Below are 2,254 nucleotides of genomic sequence, written 5' to 3'. Positions count from 1 at the left end.
ACATCCGCCACCAGCAGCGCCGTCATGTTGACGATCCGGCGCACCGTCGCTGACGCCGTCAGCACGTGCACCGGCTTGGCCGCGCCCAGCAGCATCGGACCAATCGCGATGTTGTTGCCCGCGGCCGTCTTCAGCAGGTTGTACGAGATGTTGGCCGCGTCGATGTTCGGCAGCACCAGCAGGTTCGCGTCGCCTTCGAGCGTCGAGTCGGGCATCACTTCGCGGCGCAGATTCGCGTCGAGCGCGATGTCGCCGTGCATTTCGCCGTCCACGTGCAGATCCGGCGCGCGTTCGCGCAGGATCGCCAGCGTGTCGCGCATCTTCTGCGCGGTCGGCGCGTTGCTCGTGCCGAAGTTCGAATGCGACAGCAGCGCGATCTTCGGCTCGATACCGAAACGGCGCACTTCTTCAGCCGCCATGATCGTGATTTCGGCCAGTTGCTCCGGCGTCGGGTCGACGTTCACGTGCGTATCGACCAGGAAAATCTGGCGGTTCGGCAACACCAGCGCATTCATCGCCGCGTAGACCTTCGCGCCTTCCTTCTTGCCGATCACCTGATCGATGAAGTGTAGATGGCGATGCGTGGTCGACACCGTGCCGCAGATCATGCCGTCAGCTTCGCCCTTTTCGACCAGCATCGCGCCGATCAGCGTGGTGCGGCGGCGCATTTCGAGCTTCGCCATCTGCGCGCTGATGCCCTTGCGCGACATCATCTTGTGATATTCCTGCCAGAAATCGCGATAGCGCTCGTCGTGGTCGGTGTTCACGACCGTGTAGTCCTGACCCGCGACCAGACGCAGGCCGTAGCGCGCAATGCGCTGCTCGATCACAGCCGGACGGCCGATCAGGATCGGCTTCGCCAGCTTTTCGTCGACGATGATCTGCATGGCGCGCAGCACGCGCTCTTCTTCGCCTTCCGCGAACACAATGCGCTTCTTGTCCGGCTCGACACCACGCGCGAGCTGGAAAATCGGCTTCATGGTCGTGCCGCTGTGATACACGAACTGCTGCAGATGCTGTTCGTAGGCTTCCATGTCCTCGATCGGACGCTCGGCGACGCCCGAATCCATCGCGGCCTTCGCGACGGCCGGTGCGACCTTGACAATCAGACGCGGGTCGAACGGCTTCGGAATCAGGTATTCCGGGCCGAATGAAAGATCCTGAATGCCATACGCCGTCGCGACGATATCGCTTTGTTCCTGGCGCGCGAGTTCAGCGATCGCATTGACCGCGGCGATTTCCATTTCCCGCGTCACCGTGGTCGCGCCCGCATCCAGCGCGCCGCGGAACAGGAACGGGAACACCAGCACGTTGTTCACCTGGTTCGGGTAGTCGGTGCGGCCCGTGCACAGCACGGCGTCCGGACGCACTTCCAGCGCCAGTTCCGGCAGGATTTCCGGCGTCGGGTTGGCCAGCGCCAGAATCAGCGGCTTGTCCGCCATCTGCTTGACCATGTCCTGCTTGAGCACGCCACCAGCCGACAGACCGAGGAAAACGTCCGCGCCGCCAATCGCCTCAGCCAGCGTGCGGGCGTCGGTTTCACGCGCGAAGCGCTCCTTGTCCGGGTCCATCAGTTCGACGCGGCCCTTGTAGACCACGCCGGCGAGATCGGTGACCGTAATGTTTTCGAGCGGCAGGCCGATGTCGACCAGCAGGTCCAGACAGGCCAGCGCCGCCGCGCCCGCGCCCGAAGACACCAGCTTGACCTCCTTGATGTCCTTGCCGACCACCTTCAGACCATTGGTAATGGCCGCCGCGACGACGATCGCGGTACCGTGCTGGTCATCGTGGAAGACCGGAATCTTCATGCGCTTGCGGCATTCGCGTTCGACGATGAAGCAGTCCGGCGCCTTGATGTCCTCGAGGTTGATGCCGCCGAAGGTCGGCTCCAGCGCCGCGATCACATCGACCAGCTTGTGCGGATCGGACTCGTTCAGCTCGATATCGAACACGTCGATGCCGGCGAACTTCTTGAACAGGACGGCCTTGCCTTCCATGACCGGCTTCGAGGCGAGCGGCCCGATGTTGCCAAGACCCAGCACCGCGGTGCCGTTCGTGACGACGCCGACGAGGTTGCTGCGCGCGGTGAAGCGCGCGGCGTTCAACGGGTTTTCAACGATTTCCTCGCACGCGAACGCGACGCCAGGCGAGTACGCCAGCGCGAGGTCGCGCTGGTTGATCATCTGCTTGGTCGGGGCGATCGCGATCTTCCCTGGGGTGGGGAACTCGTGGTAATCGAGGGCGGCTTCGCGGA

General features: G+C 63.6%; 1 protein-coding gene. It reads right to left on the bottom strand.

Going from position 1 to position 2,254, the window contains the following annotated elements; translation table 11 throughout:
• Nucleotides 1-2,254, bottom strand: a 2,254-nt coding sequence (locus PQR42_RS45325) for an NADP-dependent malic enzyme (RefSeq protein ID WP_408496059.1), incomplete at both ends; no start/stop codon positions are given.

Source organism: Paraburkholderia sediminicola (assembly GCF_046027355.1).
In the GTDB taxonomy this organism is placed as follows: Bacteria; Pseudomonadota; Gammaproteobacteria; order Burkholderiales; family Burkholderiaceae; genus Paraburkholderia; species Paraburkholderia sediminicola_B.
The sequence above is the reverse complement of the archived record's forward strand: the minus strand, read 5'-3'. Positions and strand labels throughout refer to the sequence as shown.